Raw genomic sequence first — 21055 nt, forward strand, 5'->3', positions numbered from 1 at the left:
ATCTACTCTAATAATGAAAAAAAAGATTGCCATAATCGGTTCAGGTTTCTCTTCACTATCGGCCTCATGCTACTTGGCAAAAGCAGGTCATGATGTAACCATATATGAGAAGAACAAAACCGTAGGTGGTAGGGCCAGACAACTGGTCAGAGACGGATTCACTTTTGATATGGGGCCCAGTTGGTACTGGATGCCGGACATTTTTGACTCGTTCTTCAATGACTTTGGAAAGAAAACAGCAGATTTTTATCAGCTAGATAAATTAAATCCTGCTTATAAAATATTTTTTACGGACGACAATATCACCATTGGTGATTGCATGGATGATATTTGCAAAGAATTTGAACGTATTGAACCTGGAAGTGCTAATCACCTAAAGGATTTCATTGCAAAGGCAGAGAAGAACTATGATATAGCCATAAATAAAGTTGTGTTACGGCCAGGTCTATCACCTTTAGAGCTCATTACCCCTGAGACGGCCTTAAGAGTAGACCAGTTTTTTAAAACGATTAGCGGAGAAGTTCGTAAAAAATTTAAGAACCCTAAATTGGTTTCTACATTAGAGTTTCCAGTGCTTTTTCTAGGGGCTAAACCCAATCGTACACCTTCTTTCTACAACTTTATGAACTATGCCGATTTTGGTTTAGGAACGTGGCATCCAAAAGGTGGTATGTACCAGGTGGTTAAAGCCATGAATGACCTAGCGGAAGAATTGGGCGTAGAAATATGTACCGATGCAGCAGCAGAAAAAATAAAGGTGGTTAATAATATTGCCGTTGGAGCTACAATTAACGGAAAAGATATTTCTGCCGATGTAATTTTAAGCGGAGCCGACTATCATCATTCCGAAACTTTGTTAGACCCCGAACACAGGCAATATTCAGAAGCCTACTGGAACAAGAAAACTTTTGCTCCATCTTCATTATTGTTCTACATAGGTTTCAACAAGAAGCTAGAAAACATAAACCACCACAATCTATTCTTTGATACCGATTTTGAACGTCATGCACAGGAAATTTACGATAACCCAAGTTGGCCCAAAGCCCCTTTGTTCTATGCTAATTTCCCATCGGTAACAGACTTGAGCATGGCTCCTAAGAATTGCGAAACAGGATTTTTCCTTATACCAATTGCCCCTAATTTAACTGACACACCTGAATTACGTGAGCAATATTTTGATATCATTTTAGATAGATTTGAAAAACGAACAGACCAAAGCGTAAAAAATAACATTATCTTTAAAGAGTCTTTTTGTGTAAATGACTTTGTTGAGCAATATAATTCCTATAAGGGAAATGCTTACGGCATGGCCAATACTCTCAGTCAAACAGCTTTTCTGAGACCTAGTCTAAAAAGTAAAAAAGTAAAAAACCTATATTTTACCGGCCAGTTGACCGTTCCAGGTCCTGGCGTTCCTCCGGCTTTAATATCGGGCAAACTTGTATCCGAATTAATCAATAAGAACGTCTAAAAGCCAATACTATGAAAGCCCTATTTGATAAAGTTTCTTACCAGTGTAGTCAGATTGTGACAGAGTCCTACAGCACCTCGTTCACATTGGCTACCAAAATGTTATCCCCTACCATTAGAGCGGATATTTATAACATATATGGCTTTGTACGTTTTGCGGACGAAATTGTTGATACGTTTGATCAATACAACAAGGAAAAACTTTTTAATCAGTTTGAAGCAAGCCTAAAGGATGCTTTGGAACAAAAAATAAGCCTTAATCCTATTCTCAACTCATTTCAGCATACCTATCACAAATATGACCTGCCTTACGAACTGGTCGCAGCATTTATGAAAAGTATGCGAATGGATCTCTACAAGAATGTCTATAGGACAGATGAGGAGTACAAAGCGTATATTTATGGCTCTGCAGATGTAGTGGGACTCATGTGTTTAAAGGTCTTTGTAAAAGGCGATATGGAGAAATACAATAATCTCAAGGAGACAGCTATGGCATTAGGGTCCGCTTTTCAAAAGGTGAACTTTCTCAGAGATTTAAAAAGCGATTTTGAAGATTTAAACCGAAGCTATTTTCCAAATACGGATTTAGCTATGTTGGACGAAGAATCAAAAACAAGAATCGTAAATGAAATTAAAGCAGATTTTGAACTGGCCTACTCAGGTATTCTTCAGTTACCTAATGAAGCCAAATTTGGCGTCTACACAGCCTATAAGTATTATTACAGATTACTGAAAAAACTGCAGCGTACACCCTCTTTGGAGATTAGAAAAGTGCGTATTCGTGTTCCCAACTACGAGAAGTTTGGTGTATTGGCCAAATCGTACGTGAATTATAAATTGAACTTGGTTTAAATGAAAGTGATTATTTGGATACTCCTATTTGTTGGCACATTTTCCTTTATGGAATTTATGGCATGGTTTACCCATAAATATATTATGCACGGCTTTCTTTGGAATTTACACCGCGATCATCATAAAAAAGACCATGATTCATGGTTTGAAAAGAATGATACTTTTTTCGTTTTTTACGCCATCGTAAGCATCGTACTCTTTTACTTAGGTGCAGAGACATCTTTTTGGTACGGTTGGCCCTTAGGCTTTGGTATATTGGTTTATGGCATAGCTTATTTTCTAGTCCACGACATTTTTATTCACCAACGGTTTAAACTATTTAGAAATGCGAACCACTGGTATGCCAAGGGTGTACGCAGAGCTCACAAAATGCATCATAAACACTTAGGTAAAAAAGATGGGGAATGTTTTGGTATGCTAATCGTTCCCTTTAAGTATTTCAAGAACAGGTCATAATCTGCTACTCCATTAAAAGTTGATCAAGAAACTGTCTAATTTCTTCGCTATTCCAATTAACTGCACCGTTTTCCGCTCTAACCACTTTACCCTGCTTATTTATAATATAGGTTGTTGGTAAGGTCGCAGATTTAAATATTTGAGGTATCTGACCTTCAGCCAAATAGAAAGGCAGTTGATAAGATTTCTTGGAAACAAATGTATTGACCCTCTTAGACTCTTCTTTACTAACGAGCAAAAAGTCTACCTTATCTTGGTAATCTTCATATAAAGCTTGAATACTGGGCAATTCTTCTAAACATGGCTTACACCATGTGGCCCAAAGATTAATGAAAACGATTTTCCCTTTAGTGTTTTGGAAAAGGTATGCCTTTCCATCCAAGTCTTTTACTTCCCAACTATATGTACTTTCAGGAATCGTCTTTTCGGCTTTCAGTTTTACTGAACTATATGAAACAATTCTTCCCACATAAGCTCTAAGTTTAGGCCCTATAGGCGTAAATAGGACACAAATAATTATAAGGAGTAGCCCAAGAAATATATATTTGAACGATAACTTCAGGATTTAGCCGTAATTGAATCTAATAGTTGGGTTACTGTAGCACTATCCCAATCATGAGTTTCCTGAGAGTTAACTATAATTTCTCCATTATCATCAATGATATAGGTCCCTTGTATCTTTGGTATCTCAAAAGGAGCCCCCTCTCCCACAATTCTGTAGGTTACAGGAAATGTATATTTATTCTTAGCCATGAACTCTTCTACCGGCTCACGTTCTTCATTTGTAACGATATAAAAATCAACTCTATCCGAGTAAGCATCATATAATGTTTGAATACCGTTTAGTTCTGCTGCACTTGGCGTATTCCAGGAAGCCCAGAAATGAATAAACAAAACCTTTCCTTTGGATTCATTCAGGTTAAAGAAATCCCAGTTGGCATCCTTAAGCTTCCAATCGTACCCATCTATTTTTATCCTTTCATCTACAGCTACAATTTCGGGGGGAGAAGCAAACAAACGCATAAGCCAAACCTTTCCCCAATATCCCACAGGTGTAACAAAAAAAGAAAGCACAAAGGCCATGATAATGAGTGTAAAGAAAGTTTTTCTTTTCATAAAAAATGTTGGATAGTTATAAAACTAAAAAACTCCCGTTAATTAACGGGAGTTTTAATATACTATTTCAATAGGAATTAGGCTGCATTTTCCTTTTTGATAACGTTCAATGCAGAACCTTCTCTGTACCAATCTATTTGAGGTTGATTATACGTATGGTTCAATTTGATTACATCTTTGCTACCATCTGCATGTACCAACTCTAAAGTTAATTGCTTATCCGGTGCAAACTCGGCAATATCTACAAAGTTGAATGTATCATCTTCCTGTACTAGATCATAATCTGCCTCGTTGGCAAAAGTCAATCCTAACATACCTTGTTTTTTAAGGTTTGTTTCGTGGATACGCGCAAAAGATTTTACGATTACAGCTGCAACACCTAAATGTCTTGGCTCCATAGCCGCATGCTCACGAGAAGAACCTTCACCGTAGTTGTGGTCACCTACTACCACCGATCTAACTCCTGCCGCTTTATAAGCTCGTGCTGTATCGGGAACACCACCGTATTCTCCTGTTAACTGGTTTTTAACCATATTTGTTTTATGGCCAAATGCATTTACAGCACCAATTAAACAGTTATTGGAAATATTATCTAAATGTCCACGAAAACGTAACCATGGTCCTGCCATAGAAATATGATCCGTTGTACACTTTCCGAATGCTTTGATTAAAAGCTTAGCACCCATAAGGCTTTCGTCCTTAATTGGTGTAAAAGGTTCTAATAACTGTAATCTTTCAGAATCCGGAGCAACAATAACTTCTACACCGGAACCATCTTCATCTGGCGCTAAGAATCCTGCATCCTCAACAGCAAATCCTTTTGGTGGCAACTCCCATCCTGTTGGCTCGTCAAATTTAACTTCCTCACCATTTTCATTGATCAAAGTATCCGTAATAGGGTTAAAATCCAAACGACCGGAAATAGCTATTGCAGCCGTAATTTCAGGTGATGCAACAAAGGCATGCGTATTTGGATTACCATCTGCACGCTTAGCAAAGTTTCGGTTAAACGAATGAACTATACTGTTTTTAGGTGCATTTTTTGGATCGTTATATCTTGCCCATTGACCGATACATGGCCCACAAGCATTTGTAAAGATTTTAGCATCCAATTTTTCAAAAACCTGTAAGATACCGTCTCTATCAGCAGTATAACGAACTTGCTCAGAACCAGGGTTAATACCTAATTCCGACTTCATTTTTATTCCTTTGTCCAAGGCTTGCTGCGCAATTGAAGAAGCTCTTGATAAATCTTCATAGGAAGAGTTGGTACATGAACCGATTAATCCCCACTCTACTTGAAGTGGCCAATCATTTTCAGTTGCTTTTTTAGTCATATCGGTTCCCACTCCCGTAGATAAATCCGGAGTAAAAGGTCCGTTCAGCAATGGTGTTAATTCCGATAAGTTAATTTCTATAACCTCATCAAAATATTGCTCTGGATTTGCATAAACCTCTGCATCGGCAGTTAAATGTTCCTTAACCGCATTTGCTGCATCGGCAACATCTGCTCTATCCGTAGCGCGTAAATAACGCTCCATAGACTCATCATATCCAAAAGTAGAAGTTGTAGCCCCTATTTCAGCACCCATGTTACAGATAGTACCTTTACCAGTACAAGAAAGGTTCTTGGCCCCTTCTCCAAAGTATTCTACAATAGCACCGGTACCTCCTTTAACGGTAAGTATTTCGGCTACTTTTAAGATAACATCCTTTGGAGCTGTCCAGCCAGAAATGTTACCTGTTAATTTTACTCCGATCAATTTTGGAAACTTAAGTTCCCAGGCCATACCTGCCATTACATCAACTGCATCTGCACCTCCAACACCAATAGCCACCATACCTAGACCACCTGCATTAACCGTATGCGAATCCGTACCGATCATCATTCCACCAGGAAATGCGTAGTTTTCCAAAACAACTTGGTGAATAATACCTGCACCTGGTTTCCAGAAACCGATTCCATATTTATTGGAAACAGATTCCAAGAAATCAAATACCTCTGCACTGGTTGTATTTGCGGATTTTAAATCTGCCGTAGCACCGTTTTTAGCCTGTATAAGGTGATCACAGTGTACTGTAGTTGGTACTGCTACCTTTGGCTTTCCGGCCTGCATAAATTGCAAAAGGGCCATCTGCGCAGTAGCATCTTGACAAGCGATACGATCTGGAGCAAAATCCACATAGTCTTTTCCCCTTGTAAATGCTTTGCTAGGGTTACCGTCCCATAAATGGGAATATAAAATCTTCTCTGAAAGGGTAAGCGGTTTGCCGACAATTTCACGCGCTTTCTCAACACGTTCGGCCATATTGGCGTACACCCCTTTGATCATATCAATATCAAATGCCATTATCTAATTTGTTTAAGTTATTGTAATCCCGTAAAATTAAGAAAATAAGAAGCGTAAATAAAACTTTTGCCTTAGGATTCACACCTTTTTTAGAAATTGATCAGTAGATTGCCTTTCGGTTACACTAACGAAGGCATTAAAGGCAGAAAACCTGCAAATTTACAGCAGATATGTTAATTTTTAACTAGAGTAATTTACCAATAATGGTTTCTTCGGAAATACCCTCGGCCTCTGCTTTGTAGTTTTTAATAAGTCTATGCCTTAAAATACCGGTGGCAACAGCTTGGACATCTTCGGCATCCGGCGAAAACTTACCGTGAACAGCCGCATGAGCTTTTGCTGCTAAAACAAGATTCTGCGAAGCTCTTGGTCCTGCTCCCCAATCTATATATTGTTTAACATAATCACTTGCCGTATCCAAATTTGGACGGGTTGAATTCACCAATTTAACGGCATACTCCACCACATTGTCCGGAACGGGTATACGACGCACCAATTGCTGCACATCAATTATTTCCTGTGCGTTAAATAATGCCTTGATATTTACTGACCGGTCCGAAGTAGTACTTTTAACAACCTCTATTTCTTCTTCAACGGAAGGGTACTTTAACTCAATAGCAAACATGAAACGATCTAACTGCGCTTCTGGAAGCGGGTATGTACCTTCTTGTTCTATAGGATTCTGCGTAGCAAGAACAAAATAAGGAAGCTCCAATTTATGTTGTTGACCTGCAATGGTTACGGAACGTTCCTGCATGGCTTCCAACAGGGCTGCTTGCGTCTTTGGTGGTGTTCTGTTAATCTCATCCGCCAAAATAATATTTGCGAAGATCGGCCCCTTTATAAACTTAAAGTTTCTGTTTTGGTCCAAGACCTCACTACCAAGAATATCACTTGGCATTAAATCAGGAGTAAATTGAATACGTTTAAAATCCAACCCCAATGTCTGGGCTATGGTATTCACCATTAACGTTTTTGCCAAACCAGGAACCCCGATCAACAAAGAGTGCCCACCGGTATAAATACTCAAAAGAATTTGGTCTATTACCACATCTTGGCCTACAATGGCCTTGGCAATTTCCTTTTTAAGCGCCTGGTGTTTTTCTACAAGATTGTTGATTGCCTGAACGTCTGACATGCATTTATTCCTTTACCCAGTTATTGGCAAAATCGCAGTCTCTGTTGTCTTCGTTTACGCTAATATAGGTATCCTCTATATGCTTGTCCATCCATTTTTTAATGGCTTTGTACTGCTTTTCGGTTTTTGCCAACTGTTGGATCTTAATATAATCCTTAGAAAAATCGGCTACATGCTCATCATAACGGTTGGTAACCTTTAAGATTTTATATTTAGGACCGCCACCTCTTGGGTCTTCCTCCAATAAAGGATATGAAATTTCATCATCCTTAAGGTTCCGTACTTGGTTGTACAATGTTGGATCCATTTTTGTTAACTCAAACCTAGAATCAAAATTGGTAGGGTTTCTTAAAAGGCCACCATCAAACTTTGTTTCTTTTTCATCCGAAAAATTAAGGGCTGCCTGAGCAAAGGTATACTTACCCTCCATAATATGCTTACGAATAGTATCTAACTCCTGCTTTACCTCATCCAAAGCGGTTTGAGATATTTTAGGTTGCACCAAAATATGACGCAAGTCCAATTCTTGACCTCTAATTTTTTCAATATAGATAATATGATACCCAAATTGAGTCTCAAAAGGTTCAGAAACCTCGCCTTCCGCCAAACTAAAAGCTACATCCTTAAATGTCTTATCAAACCCGGTATCCTTAGTTATACTATAAAAACCACCTTTTGACTTTGAACCTGGATCTTGTGAATATAAAATAGCCTTTACGCTAAAGCTTGCATCGTTATCCTCTACATCTGCCTTTATCTCGTTAAGCTTATCCAAAACATCCTGAACTTCCTTTTCTGTAGGTTTTGGAGATTTCACGATTTGTGCTATTTCCATTTCCGCACCAAAAACAGGACGTTCATCTTCCGGAATTTTATTAAAAAACTGACGAACCTCTTCTGGTGTAATTTCAATTTTCTCAACAATACTGGATTGCATTTTTTCGGAAAGCATTCTCAGTTTATTAATTTTATTGATATCCTCACGTAAACTGGCCTCATCTTCTTTTTTGTAGAACTTCAACAGTTTCTCCATAGAGCCTGTCTGTTGCACGAAAGACTGAATCTGACGATCGGTAGTAGCCGCAATTTCATCATCCGAAACCAAAAGACTATCCTGCACGGCCTGGTGGGCATATAAACGGTCTTCCATCAATTTACCTAATAGTCCGCAACGGGTAACATCCGCAGTTGAAACTCCTTGGCTTTTTAAATCGATAAGGGTTTTTTCTATATCCGATTCTAAGATAACATAGTCCCCGACAACTGCAGAAATACCATCTAGCTTAATTTTTTTGAAGTTTGTAGGCTTAACCGAATCCATTTCCGCACTAGCCTCAGCATCCATAGCTGGTTCCGTAACTTCTTCTTGACTTTCGGTAACCTCTTCAGTTTCTTGAGCAAAAGCACTTCCCGCGATCAAGAAGCAACCCAAAATGGCAATATACTTATTCACCTTGCTCGTAAACTTCAAATTCTTTTTCTTTAATAGCCTCATCTATAATTTCTGTTTCCAGTTTTCGTAAATAATCGAGTTTTCTTCTACTTAGCAAAACCTGCTTAATGGTAGGTTCAATAAAAGATAGTGGAGCGACGTCATTAACATCTAGAACATCGGTAACCTTTGCCAAATATACCCCGTTTGCATCCTCCAACTCAAAAAATTGTGATTTTTTTAGGTGTTTATTGGCATTTTCAAAGGTAAGTGGTGGGATTTCCTCAATAATTCTAGTGGCACTTACCCATATAGAATCGTTAAAGTTTAATTTCTTGAACTGTACCCCAATAGAATCCAAATAACTAATATCGTCCTTTTTAAAACGTTTTAGTTTACTTATCACATCGTCCTTATTCAAAAATTGAGTAGGTAACTCTACAAACCTAAGTTTCACAATTTTTTCCTTCAATTTAAAATTTTCCTTCTCCCGCTCATAGAATCCGTTCAATTGAGAAGCGCTTATTACAGTATCTCCACCTTGTTGAACCAGTGCTTCTTTATACGCCCTGGTATACAAATCCGTACGGTAATCCGAAACCAGAACATCGTATGCCGCTAGTTTCTCTTCGGGAAGGTTAATTTTTGCCTTTTCCAGCAACAACTGTTTAGAAGCCCAATTGTTAATATAGTTGGTCACGAATGAAGCACTATCTTCCTTAGAAATACCTTTGGCCAACAATTTGGCCACATCTTCGCGATATAAATAGTTTTCACCAACACGTGCCAAATATCCAGGTTCATCTTTCGCCAAAAAAGAACCGCAGCCCACAAAAAGGGATAAAGTTGCCATAACGGCCCAGCAACGAACCAGATAGCGTAATGGTGTTATTTTTAATCTCATGGGGCAAAAATAGCAAATCCGTTACGGTAGGCAATAGACCACTAGGCTCTTAACAGACTTTTTAATTTCAGTTGTAATCCTATACCTACACATTTCACTCTGTTTATATAAATTTACTTGAATGAAAGACCATTGTTAGTTGCAACCATATTACTTTTACCCTTTCGTAGCTTTAATTAGTTTAAAAAGTTAGTCCCGAATTATAGTGAAAAACCTAAATTGAGGATTCCGGTTAATCATCCACAGTAGATACAATACAAATTTTATGAGTAGAAAAATAAAATTGATATGGGATTTTAGAGGTCCAGCCGCACAAAAAACTGCAGAACATCACGTTATCCATCTAAAGGAGTTTATTGCCCTAGAAAAAACCAATCTTAATATTACCGGTTCCCAGGATTTTAACGAAATGCACAGTATAGCCTTTATGGTGGTAGATGAGACCGAAATGATATCCGTTAGAGATGCCCTTAAACCCCATAGAGGAGAAGTGTATGTTGAACCGGCCCAGAACTAGGTCGTAACACCAAGTATTATAAAATGTATTGAAGCTCATGTACAATAAGTTTGCCTTTATAACCCTAAGTCTCGTACTCCTTTTTTCCTGTGCACCCAAAAAGGAAGAAAAAGTAGGAGACCCGCTAATGGCAATACTAAACTCCGACTCTCCAAAAATACGGCGAGTAATGGACTACCTAAACGAGCATGAAGTTCAGATACGGTATACTCAAATCAATAGAAAAGGGGACCAAATTTACTTTGATGATTTTGATTTTCAAGTAGATTCAAACAACTACTTCTACCCTGCCAGCACTGTAAAATTCCCAACGGCAGTAGTAGCCCTTGAGCAATTGAACCAGATGGATTCCCTTGACCTTGATACGCGTTTTTACGTTGAAGGCGATTCTGTGGAAACGACTTTTTCAGAAGCTATCTCACAAATATTCGCAGTAAGCGATAACGATGCAAATAACAGGTTGATTGAATTTTTAGGGCAGGATTCTATCAATGCAATTCTTAAAAGAAAAGGTGTTTCTCCTGTTCGCACATGGCAAAGACTGGGCAACGGAGAAGAAAATACCGCCACAAAACCATTAATTGTTTATGAGAACGACAGCACTACATATATGCTGCCCTCCACCATTAACACCTTTCCCAAAGCTCTAGAACTTACTCATATAAAAAAGGGGACAGGTTTTTACCAAGACGATTCCCTTATGGTTGAACCATTTGATTTCAGCTTAAAGAATTATTACCCCATTGAAGCTCAAAGTTCTCTTTTAAAGCGAATCATTTTTCCCGAAAAATTTGACAAGAACGAACGTTTTAATTTGAGCGACAAACAACACCACTTCTTAATGACCGCTATGCGCACCGTGCCAAGAAATGCGGGTTACAACGCCACGGACTTCTATGATGGGTATTGTAAATTTTTCATATATGGAGATACCAAAGAAAACATTCCGGACCACATTGAAATCTACAACAAGGTGGGTTTTGCTTATGGCACTTTAACCGACTGCGCTTACATCAAGGATACTATTAACAATGTGGAATTTATGATTACCGCCACCGTATTGGTCAATTCAAATGGGGTCTTTAACGACAATACTTATGAATATGATGCTATTGGTATTCCGTTTCTAGCCGAGCTAGGTAGGCAACTTTATAGTTTTGAACTGAACAGAAAGCAGTAAACGCTACCCGATACCCAAGTAGTCGTTTCCCGGTTCTAAATTAGGACTCATATCCTCTTATATCTTAGCTTCCTATCAATAAATCATTTCATCTTCCGTTATATAGGTTAGTCCTGTGGCTTTATATTTTCTATTGGGACAACAAAAAGGAACCACAACATGTCCAATCACCAAGACCGAATTGACCAGTTAAACCAAAAACTTGAACTACTCCTAAGTAAACAAGAGGGTTTTGCCAAGGAACTGATGGCACTTTACCAAGAAATTGAAGGCCTAAAAAAACTGCGTCCTGACCAACTGGCCACAGAACAAGTAATTCCCGAACCCGTTCAGGAAGTTAGTGCGGTTCCAGAACCTACAAATACTGAACAACAAATAATTCAGGAAACGGCTGAACCCGTTATTGAACCTCCTATTGCCAGTCCAGAGGTTCCAAACAAAATAAAAAAGCCAAAAGGCAAATCCAATCTTGAGAAGTTTATTGGAGAAAACCTCATCAATAAAATTGGTATTGCTATAACCGTAATTGGTGTAGCCATTGGCGCCAATTATTCCATAGAAAACGAATTAATAAGCCCGCTTACCCGAATCATACTAGGATATTTAGCAGGGTTAGGTCTTATAGGCTTTGGAATAAAGTTAAAGGCCAAATATGAAAATTATAGTGCCGTGCTAGTAAGCGGCGCCTTGGCCATTCTTTATTTCATAACCTTTGCCGCTTACAGTTTTTATGGCTTGTTTCCGCAATTAATGGCGTTTGCTTTAATGCTTATTTTTACCATTTTTGGGGTTGTAGCGGCCCTAAATTATAACAAACAAGTCATTGCCCATATTGGACTCGTTGGCGCTTATGCCGTACCATTTTTACTAAGTAACGATTCCGGAAGCGCCGCTACGTTATTCGCCTATATGGCCTGCATTAACATAGGAATCCTGGTCATTTCCTTAAAAAAATATTGGAAGCTTCTTTTCTATTCCGCCTTTTCCTTTACCTATCTTATTTATAGCTCATGGATGATTTTCTCCTACACAACAGAAGATCATTTTTCAATGGCATTCATATATTTAACCGTTTTTTTCGTTATATTTTATGCTACGTTTTTAGCGTATAAAGTAATTAAAAAAGAAAAGTTCCTAAAGAGCGATATTGTATTGCTGCTCTTAAATTCATTTATTTTCTATGGTCTGGGATATAGTCTTTTATCCAACCACGAAACTGGCAAGGACCTCCTTGGAGTTTTTACATTAACGAATGCTATTGTACATTTTATAGTAAGTGCCATACTCTTCAAGAAAAAACTGGCAGACCGTAACCTCTTTCATCTAGTTGCGGGGCTTGTTCTTGTATTCATTACAATTGCCATACCCGTCCAATTAGACGGTAATTGGGTTACTTTGTTATGGACATTACAGGCCGCATTGTTATTCTATATTGGCCGGACCGAGAAGGTTTCGTTTTATGAGCACCTCTCCTACCCGCTTATGTTTTTGGCTCTTCTTAGTCTTACCGAAGATTGGGGCGCTGGCTATAGCAATTACTTTTCAAAAACGGATATAACCCCTATTTTCAATAGCTACTTTTTAACCTCAATGCTATTTCTTGTTGCTTTTGGTTTCATTAATTGGATAAATCAAAAACACAGATTTACACCAAATGAAAAACCTGCTTCCAAGCTACCATTGGTCATGTCATTTGTTATACCAATTATTTTACTGTTCGTTTCTTATATGTCCCTTTTTCTAGAAATAGAACAGTATTGGAACTCCATGTTTGCAGCATCGGAAGTAGAACTAAAACCAGATGATACGTATAGTTATAGTGAGTACAATTATGACTTAAACGACTTTAGTAGTATTTGGCTTTTTAATTACACTTTTTTATTCCTAAGCATCATTGCCTTTGCGAACATCAAAAAAATTAAAAATAGAATATTGGGCCTAAGCACTTTGATTACGGGTGTAGCCGCTAGTCTGTTTTTTCTAACTGCAGGATTGTACTTACTAAGTGAACTACGCGAAAGCTATATAGACCGTGCACTTTCCGAATATTACGAAATTGGCGTAATGAACATTGCCCTACGTTATATATCATTTGCATTTTTTGCGCTTTTATGGATTGCCCTCATAAAACTCTCTAAACGTACTTTTATGAATATCAATCTAAAAATACCCATTGAAATAATAACCCATATTTCAATCCTTTGGATTCTTAGCAGCGAACTGTTAAATTGGATGGACCTAGCTGGCTCCGACCAATCCTACAAATTAGCATTAAGTATTCTCTGGGGCGTATATGCACTGTTCCTTATTGCACTTGGAATCAATAAGCAGCGAAAGTACCTGCGCATGGCGCCATTTCTCTATTTGGCGTTACATTGGCCAAATTGTTTCTCTATGACATAGCATCACTTAATACCATCTCTAAGACCATTGTTTTTGTTTCGTTAGGTGTACTGTTACTAATCATCTCATTTCTCTACAATAAATACAAAAATGTTATTTCGGATGAACCTGAAAAATAAAATTCTTTTTTTCTTTGGATTGTGGTCTTGTACTATGGCTTTCGGGCAGCTTTCTACGTATGAATACCAACAAGAACTAAACGGTATTTCAAAAGAATGGCAAACAATTGCTTTACCCAATCACGTATTTCACAACACCAAAGATGACCTTTCCGATATTCGTATTTATGGCGTTACCGAGACGGACACCATAGAAGCTCCCTATATGCTAAAGGTTACTTCCGAAAAAAACAACAAAAAAGAAATCGCCTTTAAACCGCTTAATACGGCGTCTACCAAAATTGGGTATTACTTTACCTATGAAGTTCCTACTACGGAGGCTATCAATAAAATCGATTTAAAATTTAATGAAACCAATTTTAACTGGCATATTGTTCTAGAAGGAAGTCAAACCCAAAACGAGTGGTTTAAAATCTTGGATGATTATCGTATTTTATCCATCCAAAACAACCAGACCAGTTATACATACAGTACTTTAACTTTTCCCGAGTCCAAGTACAAATATTATCGGCTATTGGTCAAAAGTGATGAAAACCCCAAACTACAAAAGGCCATAATAAGTTTGGACGGTTCCGTAGATGCTTTATACAACACCTACCCTATTACCTTTATGAATATAGACCAAAAAGGTAAGGAGACCATCATAGATATAGATTTGAACCAAAGATTGCCCTTTAGTTTTCTAAAACTAAAAGTAGCGGACAAAATAGATTACTACCGTTCTGTGAAGCTTCAATATATATCCGATAGTATTCAAACCGAGAAAGGCATAAAATATACTTACAGAAACTTGTTTAACGGAACTCTAGCATCTGTAGATACCACAGGTTTTAAATTTGCCAGTACGCTAGCGGAAAAGCTAAGAATCACCATTCAGAATAACGATAATGAAGCATTGGAGATAGAATCCGCAATAGCAAAAGGGTATGCGCATACGTTATTGGCCCGTTTTTCTACCGAGGCGCATTATTACTTGGTCTACGGCAACAAAAATGCGCATAGCCCCAAATATGATATTCAGCAGATAACACATTCCATTCCACCGCATGCACCTACTTTAAAATTGGGGGATATCCATAAAATCAAAAAAACCAAACAAGCTTCAAAAAGTCCTCTTTTTGAAAACAAACTATGGTTATGGTTAATTATGGGAACCATAATAGTGGTTTTAGGTTGGTTTACCTTACGGATGATGGCGAAGCGTTAAAAAGAACCCGTATAAACTTCGCATCAAAAAAAACTTGTTAGCATACCATTTTAGAATCCTGTAAATTTGCATTTCTAAAAGAGAAAAGCGTGCAAGAACCCAAACAGACCCGAATTAACAAATACCTAAGTGAAGTTGGCTATTGCTCGCGTCGTGCAGCGGATAAACTCATAGACCAAGGCAGGGTCACCATTAACGGAAAAGTACCGGAAATGGGCACAAAAATTACCGAAGGAGACGAGGTAAGAGTAGATGGTAAATTAATTTCGGAACCCCAGGAGAAACCCGTTTATATAGCCTTTAACAAACCTATTGGTATTGTCTGCACTACAGATACTAGAGTTGAAAAGGATAACATAATTGACTACATTAAGTATCCTAAACGTATTTTTCCTATTGGCAGATTGGATAAACCTAGTGAAGGTCTTATCTTTATGACCAACGATGGAGACATTGTAAACAAAATTCTTCGTGCCAGAAACCACCATGAAAAAGAATATCTCGTAACCGTAGACCGGGCCATTACTTCTGATTTTATAGAGCGAATGCAAAATGGCGTGCCTATCTTAGATACCGTAACACGAAAATGCAAGGTAGAGCAGATTGGCAAATATGAATTCAAGATTATACTTACCCAAGGTCTGAACAGACAAATTAGACGTATGTGCGAGTATTTGGACTACAACGTCCAGAGGCTGAAACGAATACGTATCATGAACGTAAAATTAGATGTTCCGGTCGGCAAATGGAGAGACCTTACAGATACGGAATTGGAAGAAATAAACAGACTCGTATCCTCTTCGTCAAAAACGCACTTCTAGATCAGTTCTTCTCTTTTCAAGCGGTCCGTTCCATTGACATTTTTATGTTATAGAGTAGAAACCTGTAATTTAAGTTACTCACCGGAGACTAAACCACTACTATAATTTAAGTTGATTTTAGAACATGTATTTAACTAAAAATCATTAACTTAGAGAGAATGAAAAAAGAATATGCCCTCAAAACATAACGTCATGATACCAAAACAGAAAAAGAACACTCAAAAACTTGCAGTTGCCGTACTGTTAACTATGCTCCTGAGCATGGTAATCGGTCCCCATAAGGCTTCGGCTTTCTTTCAGGACAACACGGAGCAAGAAATAGAATATAACCTTTACAAAGGGGAGGTCATTGATTCCAAAACAAAAAAACCGTTGGTGTTTGCTTCGCTGGCCATAGAGGAATCCAATATTAGCACTATAACCAATACAGAAGGAGAATTCTCCTTAAAAATTCCCAAGGATGTTTCCAATGCAAATGTGATAGTTTCTTTCTTAGGGTACAGCACCAAGACCATACCTCTATCCCAGCTCAACAAAGAGAAAAATAAAATTATAATGACTAGCTCTGTTACGGAACTACCCGAAGTTAATATTGCGGTTCCCAAAGATGCAGAAGAGCTGGTACGCGAAGTGCTTAAAAAGAAAGGTGAAAATTATTTTGATGACCCTACGCTAATGACCGCTTTCTATAGAGAAACTATAAAAAAACGCAGAAAAAATGTATCGCTTTCTGAGGCTGTGGTAAATATTTACAAAACACCCTACAACTCCTTTAAAAAAGATGGTGTAAAGCTATACAAGGCTAGAAAAAGTACGGACTACGACAAATTGGACACTGTGGCCCTTAAGCTACAAGGCGGCCCATTTAATGCGCTTTTTGTTGATATCATGAAATATCCTGAATATATTTTCTCTCAGGAGACACTTGACCATTATGTTTTTAAATTTGACCATTCTACGCGGGTAAATGACAAACTAGTGTATGTCATCAATTTTGAACAGAGTACACAGGTCATAGACCCTCTGTACAAAGGCAAACTTTATATTGATGCAGAGAACAAGATTCTTACCAGTGCCATATACAGTCTTAATATTACGGATAAAGATTTGGCGGCAAAGTTATTCGTTCGCAGAAAGCCGAGAAACGCACAGGTATGGCCCACAGATGTTGCCTATCGGGTAGATTATCGTGAAAAAAATGGAAAATGGTACTATAGCTACAGCAATGTTCTGTTAGAATTTAAAATCAATTGGGACAAACGCCTCTTTAATTCGGTTTACAGTATGACGTGTGAAATGGCCGTTACCGACTGGAAGAAAAATTTGGTTACCGAATTTCCCAAAGCCAAGGATAGAATTAAAACATCCATTATTTTAAGCGATGAGGCCATTGGTTTTGCGGATCCTGATTTTTGGGGCCAATACAATATTATAGAACCTGAAAAATCTATTGAGTCCGCCATAAAAAAAATACAACGGCAGTTACGAAGAGCCAATGCAGATGGCGGCACCTCAACACCTTAAGAGCTAAGCAAAACTTTATTTATAAAATCGGCCAAATGGCCGATTTTTTTTATGATTCTGTTTAAATTCATACCATCAAACCCAAGCATATGGCCAATAGAAGACAATTTATAGGTACAGCAGTAAGTGCCTCAGCGGCGGCATTACTACCAAATTTAGGCAGAGCTAACCCCATTTCTTCTCAAGAACCCGTTTTAATAAAACCTAAAAGACTAAAAAAAGGAGATACCATCGGTTTAATAGCTCCTGGTTACGCCATTCATGCTTCGGTACTGGAGGAAGCAAAAAAAACTTTAAGATCTATGGGTTTCAAACCCTACCATACCAACCGTGTTTTGGGCAATTACGGCTATTTGAGCAATACAGATGAGGAGCGAGCAACGGACCTAAACGAAATGTTCTCCAACCCTAAAATTAATGGCATCTTGTGTGCAAGAGGTGGTTATGGCTGTACCCGTATCATGAAAATGATAGATTATGAAAATATCGTTAGGAACCCCAAAACTTTTATTGGTTTTAGTGATATTACCGCATTGCTTAACGGTATTCACCAAAAAACGGGACTGGTTACATTTCATGGGCCCGTGGGCTCCACGTTAAACGACCCGTACAGCATTCGTCAACTAGAAAACATTGTCATGTTTCCCAAAGAAAAATTAGAAATAGAGAATATAAAACTTCTAAAACCTGAATTGACCACCAATCCGGAGTTTGAGCGTTATACTATTACGGAAGGCAGTGCCACAGGAAAAGTTGTTGGCGGAAGCTTAACCCTTATTAATGCCTTAATTGGCACTGCAGATGAAATAAACTTTACAGATTCCATAATCTGTATTGAGGATGTAGAAGAAGCTCCTTACCGAATAGACCGAATGCTCACTCAGTTGATAGAAGGCAAGACGTTCAATAAAGCGGCAGGTATTCTATTTGGCGTTTGCGCCGGTTGCAACGAGTCTACCAATCCAATTTCATTTTCCTTAAAAGAAGTCATCATGGACCGAATCAAACCACTAGGGATTCCGGCAATGTACGGCATGAGTTTTGGTCACGTAGAAAACAACTTTACATTTCCAATTGGAACCAAAGCTGCTATGAATGCTACAACAATGAAATTTCAACTTTTGGAAAAGGCCGTTTTGTAATTCCACAAAAAATAAGGCAGAGAAGAAATACTATGTAGTTTTCTAGTCTGCCTTATTATTATAAAGCTTATGTATATAGTTAATTAGCTACTTCACTAATAAATTTTAACCGGTATAAGCGTAGCTCTTCGTCTTCGTAGTCACCATCAAATTCTTTCATAGCTTCTTCCAAGTCATCGGTTTCGGCCTCCAAGAAGTAATCGTGAATTTCTTCTTGCTGGTCTTCGTCCAACACCTCATCGATCCAATAATCAAGATTCAATTTTGTTCCGCTAAAGACAATCTGTTCCATCTCTTTAATAAGTTGTGGAATCTCAATTCCCTTTGCCGACGCAATATCACTTAAGGGAAGTTTTCGGTCTACATTCTGGATAATGTACAACTTAAGAGCAGAATTTGCTCCAGTACTTTTTACCACCAAATCGTCTGGTCGTATGATTTCGTTTTCCTCAACATAACTAGCAATGAACGAAACAAACGGTTTTCCGTACTTTTTAGCTTTCCCCTCTCCCACACCGTAAATGGTGGTAAGTTCTTCTAGGGAAATAGGATATTTCATGGCCATATCCTCTAAGGATGGATCCTGAAACACCACAAATGGAGGAACACCAAGCTTATCTGCCTGACTTTTACGCAAATCCTTTAACTGTTTTAGCAGTTTTTCATCTGAAACACCTGCTTTTGCCGCACTCACAATAGCGTCGTTCCCTTCTTGCGTATACGTATGGTCTACGGTCATCATAAAGGACTCAGGAGACTTTAAATACGCTTTTCCCTTCTCCGTTACATGTAAAATTCCGTATTGTTCAATTTCCTTTTTAAGGAGACCAGCAACTAAGGTCTGGCGTATAAGTGCCATCCAGTACTCTTTATCTTTATCGGAACCAATACCAAATTCTTCCTTTTCATCGGTCTTGTGCGATGTTATCAACGCGTTCACCTTTCCTAAAAGGGTTCGTACGATTTCTTTGGATTTAAACTTTTCATGGGTAGCCTTTACCACCTTAATAAGTTTAACAACATCTTCTTTCGCCTCTTGTTTTTCTTTTGGGTTTCTGGTATTATCATCCATATCGGCCCCATCCCCATTAATTTCATCAAATTCTTCCCCAAAATAATGGAGCATGAATTTTCTGCGAGACATAGAGGTTTCTGCATATGCCACAACTTCTTGCAAAAGAGCATTACCAATTTCCTGTTCTGCAACAGGCTTATTGGACATGAATTTTTCAAGTTTCTCTATATCCTTGTACGAGTAAAAAGCCAGACAATGCCCCTCACCGTCATCTCTACCTGCCCTACCCGTTTCCTGATAGTAACTTTCAATACTTTTAGGTATGTCATGGTGAATTACAAAACGTACATCTGGTTTATCTATACCCATTCCAAAAGCAATGGTAGCAACTACAACATCTACATCCTCCATCAAGAACATATCTTGATATTTTGATCGAGTCTTTGCGTCAAAACCGGCATGATAAGGAACGGCACTAACTCCGTTTACCTGAAGCACCTGCGCTAACTCCTCTACGCGCTTTCTGCTCAAACAATAGATAATACCTGATTTCCCTGTATTTTTCTTTACAAAACGGATAATATCCGAATCTACATTGGCGGTTTTTGGCCGTACCTCGTAGAAAAGATTGGGTCTATTGAACGAAGCTTTAAACGTAGTGGCGTCCGTTATACCAAGATTCTTAATAATATCTTCTTGAACTTTTGGAGTAGCTGTTGCCGTAAGCGCTATTATTGGAATACCGTCATCCAATCTATTGACTATAGTCCTTAAATTTCTGTATTCCGGTCTAAAATCATGGCCCCATTCAGAAATACAATGTGCCTCATCTACCGCAACAAAGGACAAGTTTACAGATTGAAGAAATTCTATATATTCCTCTTTTGTTAAAGATTCCGGAGCAACATAAAGTAGTTTTGTTACACCGTTCGTAATATCCTGTTTTACCTGCCGTACCTCCGTTTTTGTCAAAGAGGAATTGAGTACATGGGCTATACCGTGTTCCGAAGAAATACCTCTAATAGCGTCTACCTGATTTTTCATTAAAGCGATTAAAGGAGAAACCACAATAGCCGTTCCTTCCTTCATTAAAGCCGGAAGCTGAAAACATAGTGACTTACCGCCACCTGTAGGCATAATCGCAAACGTGTTGTTTCCTTCCAAAAGACTGGTTACAACACCTTCCTGTAGACCTTTAAACTCAGAAAAACCGAAATATTTTTTTAACGAGGCATGCAATTCAGTTTTTTTCAAAACATTATTATCTTTTGCCATATCTCGTAAAAAACTTTAGGTAATTGTATCTTAATTGCTGAAATATCATACTTTTCGTTGCGGGGGACTCTAATTTAGTCAAAATATATTTAAGGGTATTAAATTAGCTATACGTCAAGATTATGTAATTTTG

Annotated in this window: 16 protein-coding genes and 1 pseudogene; 10 read left to right on the top strand and 7 right to left on the bottom strand. The window is 38.2% G+C overall.

The window, feature by feature from the left end; translation table 11 throughout:
- Positions 1–13: 13 nt before the first annotated feature.
- Genes Q4597_RS17725 through Q4597_RS17735 form a run of 3 tightly spaced genes read left to right on the top strand, consistent with a single transcriptional unit; the run spans position 14 to position 2778 of the window.
- Positions 14–1471: an NAD(P)/FAD-dependent oxidoreductase gene (locus tag Q4597_RS17725; protein WP_303407422.1), complete on the top strand. Its 1458-nt coding sequence runs from the start codon at positions 14–16 to the stop codon at positions 1469–1471.
- A gap of 11 nt (positions 1472–1482) precedes the next feature.
- The gene (locus tag Q4597_RS17730; RefSeq protein ID WP_215441822.1) at positions 1483–2322 is read left to right on the top strand and encodes a phytoene/squalene synthase family protein; all 840 of its coding nucleotides are present in this window, start codon (positions 1483–1485) and stop codon (positions 2320–2322) included.
- Positions 2323–2778: a sterol desaturase family protein gene (locus Q4597_RS17735; RefSeq protein WP_303407423.1), complete on the top strand. Its 456-nt coding sequence runs from the start codon at positions 2323–2325 to the stop codon at positions 2776–2778. It abuts the gene before it with no gap.
- Positions 2779–2782: 4 nt separating this feature from the next.
- On the opposite strand, the gene Q4597_RS17740 is transcribed toward Q4597_RS17735, so the two are convergent.
- From Q4597_RS17740 to Q4597_RS17765, 6 genes are all read right to left on the bottom strand, one after another.
- Positions 2783–3247, bottom strand: coding sequence for a TlpA disulfide reductase family protein (locus tag Q4597_RS17740; protein ID WP_303407424.1), 465 nt, complete (start codon positions 3245–3247; stop codon positions 2783–2785).
- 89 nt (positions 3248–3336) lie between these two features.
- Positions 3337–3894 carry a TlpA disulfide reductase family protein gene (locus Q4597_RS17745; RefSeq protein WP_303407425.1) on the bottom strand — a complete coding sequence of 186 codons (558 nt, stop codon included), beginning with the start codon at positions 3892–3894 and terminating at the stop codon, positions 3337–3339.
- Between the two features lie 77 nt (positions 3895–3971).
- Positions 3972–6245 carry an aconitate hydratase gene (locus Q4597_RS17750; protein WP_303407426.1) on the bottom strand — a complete coding sequence of 758 codons (2274 nt, stop codon included), beginning with the start codon at positions 6243–6245 and terminating at the stop codon, positions 3972–3974.
- 184 nt (positions 6246–6429) lie between these two features.
- Complete coding sequence (locus tag Q4597_RS17755) at positions 6430–7383, bottom strand: MoxR family ATPase (RefSeq protein WP_303407427.1); 954 nt, start codon at positions 7381–7383, stop codon at positions 6430–6432.
- A 4-nt stretch (positions 7384–7387) separates the two neighbouring features.
- Positions 7388–8878: a peptidylprolyl isomerase gene (locus tag Q4597_RS17760; RefSeq protein WP_408065845.1), complete on the bottom strand. Its 1491-nt coding sequence runs from the start codon at positions 8876–8878 to the stop codon at positions 7388–7390.
- Entirely contained in the window at positions 8829–9719 is an 891-nt protein-coding gene (locus Q4597_RS17765; protein ID WP_303407428.1) for a peptidyl-prolyl cis-trans isomerase, read from the bottom strand. The genes Q4597_RS17760 and Q4597_RS17765 overlap by 50 nt, the downstream gene beginning before the upstream one ends.
- Before the next feature lie 265 nt (positions 9720–9984).
- Here Q4597_RS17765 and Q4597_RS17770 point away from each other — a divergent pair, with 265 nt between their 5' ends.
- From Q4597_RS17770 to Q4597_RS17800, 7 genes and pseudogenes are all read left to right on the top strand, one after another.
- The gene (locus Q4597_RS17770; RefSeq protein ID WP_215441814.1) at positions 9985–10236 is read left to right on the top strand and encodes a hypothetical protein; all 252 of its coding nucleotides are present in this window, start codon (positions 9985–9987) and stop codon (positions 10234–10236) included.
- 37 nt (positions 10237–10273) lie between these two features.
- A complete protein-coding gene (locus Q4597_RS17775; RefSeq protein WP_303407429.1) occupies positions 10274–11416 on the top strand; it encodes a serine hydrolase in 1143 nt (380 codons plus the stop codon).
- 246 nt (positions 11417–11662) lie between these two features.
- Positions 11663–13938: pseudogene (locus Q4597_RS17780) on the top strand (DUF2339 domain-containing protein).
- Positions 13922–15145 (top strand): DUF3999 family protein, encoded by a 1224-nt coding sequence (locus tag Q4597_RS17785; protein ID WP_303407430.1) that lies wholly within the window; start codon positions 13922–13924, stop codon positions 15143–15145. Before Q4597_RS17780 ends, Q4597_RS17785 begins: the two are co-directional and overlap by 17 nt.
- Positions 15146–15234: 89 nt before the next feature.
- On the top strand, positions 15235–15966 hold the full coding sequence (gene rluF, locus Q4597_RS17790; protein ID WP_303407431.1) for a 23S rRNA pseudouridine(2604) synthase RluF: 732 nt from the start codon (positions 15235–15237) through the stop codon (positions 15964–15966).
- Positions 15967–16158: 192 nt separating this feature from the next.
- On the top strand, positions 16159–17490 hold the full coding sequence (locus Q4597_RS17795) for a carboxypeptidase-like regulatory domain-containing protein (RefSeq protein ID WP_303407432.1): 1332 nt from the start codon (positions 16159–16161) through the stop codon (positions 17488–17490).
- 89 nt (positions 17491–17579) lie between these two features.
- Complete coding sequence (locus Q4597_RS17800; RefSeq protein WP_303407433.1) at positions 17580–18632, top strand: LD-carboxypeptidase; 1053 nt, start codon at positions 17580–17582, stop codon at positions 18630–18632.
- A gap of 79 nt (positions 18633–18711) precedes the next feature.
- Here the strand turns inward: Q4597_RS17800 and recQ are convergent, their stop codons facing one another.
- Positions 18712–20922 (bottom strand): DNA helicase RecQ, encoded by a 2211-nt coding sequence (gene recQ, locus Q4597_RS17805; protein ID WP_215912711.1) that lies wholly within the window; start codon positions 20920–20922, stop codon positions 18712–18714.
- Between the last annotated feature and the right edge of the window lie 133 nt (positions 20923–21055).

This window comes from Zobellia sp. 1_MG-2023 (assembly GCF_030549125.1).
Lineage (GTDB): Bacteria > Bacteroidota > Bacteroidia > Flavobacteriales > Flavobacteriaceae > Zobellia > Zobellia russellii.

What these genes read in the sequence shown, in the direction of transcription:
- Q4597_RS17725 (WP_303407422.1), top strand. Translation starts at nt 14, where the DNA reads ATGAAAAAAAAGATTGCCATAATCGGTTCAGGTTTCTCTTCACTATCG.
- Q4597_RS17730 (WP_215441822.1), top strand. Translation starts at nt 1,483, where the DNA reads ATGAAAGCCCTATTTGATAAAGTTTCTTACCAGTGTAGTCAGATTGTG.
- Q4597_RS17735 (WP_303407423.1), top strand. Translation starts at nt 2,323, where the DNA reads ATGAAAGTGATTATTTGGATACTCCTATTTGTTGGCACATTTTCCTTT.
- Q4597_RS17745 (WP_303407425.1), bottom strand. Translation starts at nt 3,894, where the DNA reads ATGAAAAGAAAAACTTTCTTTACACTCATTATCATGGCCTTTGTGCTT.
- Q4597_RS17750 (WP_303407426.1), bottom strand. Translation starts at nt 6,245, where the DNA reads ATGGCATTTGATATTGATATGATCAAAGGGGTGTACGCCAATATGGCC.
- Q4597_RS17755 (WP_303407427.1), bottom strand. Translation starts at nt 7,383, where the DNA reads ATGTCAGACGTTCAGGCAATCAACAATCTTGTAGAAAAACACCAGGCG.
- Q4597_RS17760 (WP_408065845.1), bottom strand. Translation starts at nt 8,878, where the DNA reads ATGAGGCTATTAAAGAAAAAGAATTTGAAGTTTACGAGCAAGGTGAAT.
- Q4597_RS17765 (WP_303407428.1), bottom strand. Translation starts at nt 9,719, where the DNA reads ATGAGATTAAAAATAACACCATTACGCTATCTGGTTCGTTGCTGGGCC.
- Q4597_RS17770 (WP_215441814.1), top strand. Translation starts at nt 9,985, where the DNA reads ATGAGTAGAAAAATAAAATTGATATGGGATTTTAGAGGTCCAGCCGCA.
- Q4597_RS17775 (WP_303407429.1), top strand. Translation starts at nt 10,274, where the DNA reads ATGTACAATAAGTTTGCCTTTATAACCCTAAGTCTCGTACTCCTTTTT.
- Q4597_RS17785 (WP_303407430.1), top strand. Translation starts at nt 13,922, where the DNA reads ATGAACCTGAAAAATAAAATTCTTTTTTTCTTTGGATTGTGGTCTTGT.
- Q4597_RS17795 (WP_303407432.1), top strand. Translation starts at nt 16,159, where the DNA reads ATGATACCAAAACAGAAAAAGAACACTCAAAAACTTGCAGTTGCCGTA.
- Q4597_RS17800 (WP_303407433.1), top strand. Translation starts at nt 17,580, where the DNA reads ATGGCCAATAGAAGACAATTTATAGGTACAGCAGTAAGTGCCTCAGCG.
- recQ (WP_215912711.1), bottom strand. Translation starts at nt 20,922, where the DNA reads ATGGCAAAAGATAATAATGTTTTGAAAAAAACTGAATTGCATGCCTCG.